We start from the raw sequence: 6,441 nt of genomic DNA, 5'->3' as shown, positions 1-6,441 counted from the left end.
GGTTATTGTCCTGACTGATGGCCATATTACATTTGGCATTCTTGCAGATCAGATAACAGGGATTAGTCTTCTTCCTATCGAGGAGTTACAAAAGGCAGGCCCTGAATTTGCGCCAGGTGAACCGAATTATATTTTTGGTATTATGAATACAGGTCTGATGGTTATTAACGCAGCAGCAATTCTGGCAGATCCAAAAATGATTGTGGATCAATCCGGGGAATTAGAATATTCCGTAGTAGCAGGTCAGCGGGTGTGGTGAAAAATGTCTGGTAAGAGTATATTCTGGCAGGTAACTATTCAGGATATTTTGAAAGCGGGGTCTTTAGGAGTTCTGTGATGATTCAATTTTTTAGAGATTTGAAAGTAGGTACAAAAATTCTGGTTATCTGTCTCTTTCTAGCCATTATTCCGACGTTGCTGCTAGGTGTTGTGGCGTACTCCAGTTCTAGCAGTGTAATCAACGAACAGATTGAGACATTGCTTGAGACACAGGTTCAGGACATGAAAGGATGGACCAACGATGTCTATAAACTGACCCGTGTTAAGGTTAACAGTGACCTGAATGTTGTAAAGCAGAATTTTTACTCTAAAGGAACACCCTCTATCGTTGATGGAAATATGACACTTACCGATCGGAACGGAAACCGGTATGTTGTCAATAATAATTTTGAAATCGTTGATAAAGTTCAGGAACTTGTTGGTGGGGCTGCTACTGTCTTTCAGGTGTACAATGACTCATATGCTGTCCGCATCTCAACCAATGTTATCGGCACTGATGGGGAACGGGCAGTGGGCACTCATCTGACTGATAATGTGTATGATGTGGCTGTTAAGAAAGGGGAGACCTATTATGGCAGGCGTGATCTATTTGGCAAAAACTATGTTACTGCTTATGAACCGATAAAAGATCAGAATGGTGAAGTCATCGGTGTGCTCTTTGCAGGAACAGAAGAAGGACAGACACTGGATATCGTCAAAAAAAGTATCAACGAGACAACTGTTGGCAAGCATGGATACATGTACGTTTTTGATGGTTCCGGAAACGTATTGATACATCCAGCCCTCGCAGGACAAAATATCTCTGATATGAAATACATCAGGGAGATGTTTGACAAGAAGGAGGGATCCATAGCCCATAATTACAATGGGACAATGGTTTTTGATGCATACACCTACTATGAACCTCTTGACTGGTACATTGTCTCACGAGCAGATTTATCTGATTTTTCAGGCCCGATTGATACTCTTCGAAACACAATATTTGCATTGGTTACAGCTTCCATACTTATCGGTGCCATCGTCGCCATAATGTTCGGACGCTCAATATCCGTCCCTCTGCAGCAGGTTGTCGTTATGATCAAGGAACTTCGTAACGGCCACGTTTCTGCAAGATTAAAGATCCAGCGTCAGGATGAGATCGGTATCATGGCTGCTACGATGGATGAATTTGCAGATGATCTTCAGACCAATGTTGTGGAGACGATAAAGAAGATCGCTACCGGTGAGTACATCATTGAGTTCTCAGAGCCGGTGGATGATCGGGATGAGATCAGACCTGCTCTACGAATGATGGTTGAATCTTTAGATCATCTGCACAAAGAGACGATCAAACTAACCAATGTTGCCCGATCTGGTGATCTCTCTGTACGAGGTGATGAAACCGCATTTTCTGGTGGATATCGGATGATTATCGCAGGGTTCAATAAAACGCTTGAGACGATCACTGAGCCGGTAAATGAGGCTATGCGTCTTGCCCGGTATTATGCTTCAGGTGATTTCACTGCCCGGTTTGATGAAACGATTCCTGTTGCCGGTGAGTTCGTCGCATATCGGGATGCGTTAAATACTATCGGTATAGAACTCTCGCGATTGATGAAACTGATCACAGAAGAGTTATATGAGGGTGTCTCTGTGCTTTCTTCTGCGTCAAGCGAGATTCTTACTGTAACGACACAACTTTCTTCTGCAAGTTATCAAACCGCAGAAACTGTGAATGAGACCTCAGACACTGTTGAAGCAGTAAGAAAAAAGACAGAACTAGCAAACCAGAAGACCAAAGCTGTGTCTGAAAAAGCACTCCGGGCTATTCAGGTATCTGGTGAAGGACAGAGATCTGTGCAGGAAATACTTGATGGTATGAATCATATCCAGCGGCAGATGGATATGATTGGGATCAATGTTATCAAACTATCTGAACAGAGTCAGGCAATCGGAGAAATTATTGCCACTGTTACCGAGATCTCTGATCAGTCTAACTTCCTTGCGGTTAATGCTTCAATAGAAGCAGCAAAAGCCGGAGAATTCGGAAAAGGATTTGCAGTGGTGGCACATGAAATCCATAACCTTGCCCAACAATCAAAACAGGCAACAGCCAATATCAGGACAATCCTTACTGATATTCAGCGTGGTGTTACGTCAACTGTCGTCTCTACTGAGCGGGGAACTAAAACTGTGGCTGATGCTGCCCGTCTGACAAGTGATGCAAGAGAAGCAATTGAAGTGCTCACCCGAACCAGTGCAGATTCATCACAGGAAGCACTTGAGATAGCTACCTCAATTCAGGATCAGGTTGCTGGAATGGATCAGATATCTATGGCAATCGAGAAGATACGTGATGCAGCTCAAAAGAACCTTGATACAACCAGAAAAGCTGAAAAAACAGCAGAAGATTTACACGAACTCGGAGTCAGACTAAAGAAGATTACCGAACAGTATCACGTCTGAACCTGTAGCCATGATCAGTTCTGACGAAGAGTTCCACGAGTGGCTGCTTGCTACCTTCCGTGAAGAAGCTGATGAGATTCTCACAGATATATCCCAGGGTCTCATCAGTCTTGAAAAGGCAAATGAAGAAGATAAGGCTGACCTGATTGAAAAGGTTTTTAGGAAAACCCATAGTCTGAAAGGAGCCGCCCGTGCAGTAAATCTCAAAGAAATTGAGTCTATATGTCAGAACATAGAAAATGTTTTTTCAGCACTCAAACGAGAAGAGATTAGTTCAGACTCTGGAGTTTATGATCTGCTCCATCGTTCTATCACAGTCATCTATTCACTTCTTTCTTCCGACCCTTCGTCAGAATTGATCTCATCAGAGATTGTATGTGCCTTAAGAGTGTCTCTAATTGAGAAAAAAAAAGGAATCGTTTTAGAATCGGATGCCTTTCCAGAAATGATTGGAGCATCTAACCCCCCTTCTGGATGCGACAACGTTTTGGAGATTCAATCTTCTCATAAATATCTCTTAGAACCCGCTCCATCACAATTTCCTTCACCTGAATCCATTGTATCTGATCAGGAGATAAGGCGTGAACTAAAGACCGTTGGTCGAAATATTCCCGGAAATACTGCAGGTACTGACACTGTCAGGATTTCATCTCATAAATTAGACCAGCTGATAAGCGGTTCAGATGATCTTCTTACTACCAGGCTTTTTATTACACAACGCCTTCGGGAACTGGAAGAAATGATGAGTACGTTTTCTCTCTGGAAGTGGAACTATTCACAGATTGAAGGCGATCTTCACCAGATTCGCGAGTTTACATACGGAATTCAGAAGTCATCACTTCCCCCTGAAATTTTACTCCCCCTTGAGCGGTTAATTGGATTTTTAAAATCTGATCATGAGTTTGTGGTAAGTCTCCAGCATGATCTCTCGCTCCATATTCGTGCAACCGATGTGGATCGATCGGCTCTTGAGGTAAGCACGAGTGAGATATCAGATCTTATTCATGATGCTGTCCTCCTTCCGATATCAACAATTCTTTCACCATTTCACAAATTTGTTCGTGACTATTCACGCGAATCTGGAAAATTAGTGGACCTGAAGATAGAGGGTGGCGAGATTGAGATGGATCGACGTATTCTTGAAGCACTCAAGCCTGCGTTAATGCATCTGATCCATAATTCCATCGATCATGGGTTTGCAACACCTGATGTCAGACGTGCGAGAGGAAAACCGGATAGTGGTCTTCTTCTGGCCAGGGTGGCACCACATTCCGGAAGTAAAGTCAGTATTGAAATAATTGATGATGGTGCCGGTATCGATCGGAATATGGTTCGTGATATTGCTGTTGAAAAAGGCGTAATCTCCTCAAAACAGGCGCATCAATTGACTGATGAAGAAGCACTCTGGCTCATCTTCAGATCAGGTCTTTCAACTTGTCGAGAAGTCAGTGAGTTATCAGGCAGAGGACTTGGTCTGGCCATTGTCGATGATGTGGTGAGCAGGCTTGGGGGTGATGTCATGATCTCCTCAGAATCTCTGAAAGGAACATCAATTACCATAGTCTTGCCTGTCCGCATGGCTACTCTCCGAGGAGTCGTGGTAAGAGCAGGAGGTCAGACCTATGTGCTCCCTCTTCAGCAGGTTAAACAGGTTATCAGGGCTGATCCATCATTGTTCAATTATCGGGGATCACGTCTTGTGGCTCGCATTGACAAAGAAACTGTGAGGGTGGTCCTCCTGACTCAGGCACTTGGGATTCCTGATCCAGGACCGCGACTTACCGGTATCGCTCCAGTTCCTATTGTAACGATGGAGTATGGAGGCAGACAAATTGCATGCGTTGTAGATGAGGTGATTCAGGTACAGGAAATTGTGGTTAGACCACTAGGTAGCCTCCTTAAGAGCGTCAAACGAATCACGGGAGCTGTCATACTCGGTGATGGTACGGTGGCAATGGTCCTTGACCCCATTGAACTTATCCAGGAAGCTTTCATATCTGGGCGTCAGGAACGTCCTGTTGGTAAGACTGAACGTGAAGGGAGGAGGATCCTGGTCGTTGAAGATTCTGTCACATCACGTGCACTTTTAAAGAGAATTCTGGAGATGGCAGGATACCTAGTACAGACGGCATGTGATGGCGCTGATGCTTTCGCAAAACTTAAGGAGTATGAGTTTGATATGGTCGTATCTGATGTCGATATGCCCCGGATGAGTGGGTTCACTCTCACCGAAAAGATCAGGACAGATGACCGTTATGCTCGTATCAGAGTAGTTTTAATCACATCGCTTGATTCTGTTGAGGATCGAGAGCATGGAAGAGCAATTGGTGCAGATGCATATCTGGTGAAGAGTAGTTTTGAGAAAGACTCCTTCCTTACTGTCATCAGTGATCTTCTTTCTGGAAAACCACCTTCAAAGATGGAAAAAACTGGTTGAGAGATACATGGATACATCTGTCATATTGCCAAAGAAGATTCTAATTGTTGAGGATAACAGGACCCAGGCAGAGTATCTCCGCTATATCCTGTCAAAGGAAGGGTATTGTGTATCGCTTGCATCAAACGGTTCAGAGGCTCTTTCTGTAATCTTTGATAATAAGCCAGATCTTATTCTCACTGATGTTCTGATGCCTGAAATGGATGGGTATTCTCTCTGTCGGACAATAAAATCGGACCCAAATAATGCAGATATTCCCGTTATCCTGGTAACCAACCTGTATGATCCAATTGATGTAATCAAGGGTCTGGCTGCAGGTGCAGACAACTTCATCATCAAACCATTTGACCCATCCTCAATTAATGGAAGAATAATTGGTACATATCTCACAAGAAGCTATCCAGATCTTGCCAATCCGGATTTGGCCCTGGATGTCTCTTTTGCAGGTGAAGTCTTCAAAATTAGCGCAAATCGCAGACAGATCCTGAACATCCTCCTTTCAACGTATGAGATAGCTGTCAAGAATTATTCAGAGCTGCAGGAGACTCATGATAAACTCAATTACCTGAATGAAGAGCTTAAAAATACAGTTCAAGAACTGCAGAAGTCAAATTATGATTTGATTTATGAGAATTCAGAACGTGAACGGGTTGAAACTGCACTTGCAGGTGCAAACAATAAACTCCAACTCATGGCAACCATTACCCGTCATGATCTTTTAAATCAACTTACTTCACTTCAGGGATATCTTGAGATAGCCTATTCTGATCGTGAGGAAAATCCCGAAAATGCTTGGGCATTTATCAAGAAGGCCATGAAAATTGTCGGACAGACTGTAGAAACTGTTCGCTTTACAGATGAGTACCAGCATATCGGGATAAAATCTCCAGTATGGCAGGGCATCAGAAATCTCGTTGAAAATTCACTCAGGCATACCTCATTAAACCAGATTCGGCTGGACATTGACATACCTTCTGGTATTCAAATTTATGCAGATCCGCTAATTGAGAAGGTGTTTGCAAATCTGATCCATAACTCGGTAAAATATGGGATTAAAAACACTTTCATCAGATTTTACGTTGAAAATCGCGAAAATACTTTTTTTCTCATCTGTGATGATGATGGTGTAGGAATTCCGGTAGAAGAAAAAGAGAAGGTATTCACATTTCAGTACGGGAAGAATACCGGACTTGGCCTTTTCCTTTCACGTGAAATTCTCTCTATTACCGGTATAACCATCTTTGAGACCGGATGTCCCGGAACTGGAGCCCGGTTTGAGA

At 43.3% G+C, this 6,441-nt stretch carries 3 protein-coding genes and 1 pseudogene; all 4 read left to right on the top strand.

Annotation, left to right across the window (positions count from 1 at the left end; all coding sequences use genetic code 11):
• Nucleotides 1–259: pseudogene (locus VN429_RS05765) on the top strand (hypothetical protein); the annotation flags it as partial.
• 77 nt (nucleotides 260–336) lie between these two features.
• On the top strand, nucleotides 337–2,724 hold the full coding sequence (locus VN429_RS05760; protein WP_325630815.1) for a methyl-accepting chemotaxis protein: 2,388 nt from the start codon (nucleotides 337–339) through the stop codon (nucleotides 2,722–2,724).
• Between the two features lie 10 nt (nucleotides 2,725–2,734).
• Nucleotides 2,735–5,161: a hybrid sensor histidine kinase/response regulator gene (locus VN429_RS05755; protein ID WP_325630812.1), complete on the top strand. Its 2,427-nt coding sequence runs from the start codon at nucleotides 2,735–2,737 to the stop codon at nucleotides 5,159–5,161.
• Nucleotides 5,162–5,168: 7 nt separating this feature from the next.
• On the top strand, nucleotides 5,169–6,441 hold a 1,273-nt coding region (locus VN429_RS05750), incomplete at its 3' end, for a hybrid sensor histidine kinase/response regulator (RefSeq protein WP_325630809.1).

This window comes from Methanospirillum sp., assembly GCF_035560735.1.
Taxonomy (GTDB): Archaea; Halobacteriota; Methanomicrobia; order Methanomicrobiales; family Methanospirillaceae; genus Methanospirillum.
This window is presented reverse-complemented; position numbering and strand designations above follow the sequence as displayed.

Bases quoted from the DNA above. Each gene is read 5' to 3' on its own strand.
- VN429_RS05755 (WP_325630812.1), top strand. From the start codon at position 2,735: ATGATCAGTTCTGACGAAGAGTTCCACGAGTGGCTGCTTGCTACCTTC.
- VN429_RS05760 (WP_325630815.1), top strand. From the start codon at position 337: ATGATTCAATTTTTTAGAGATTTGAAAGTAGGTACAAAAATTCTGGTT.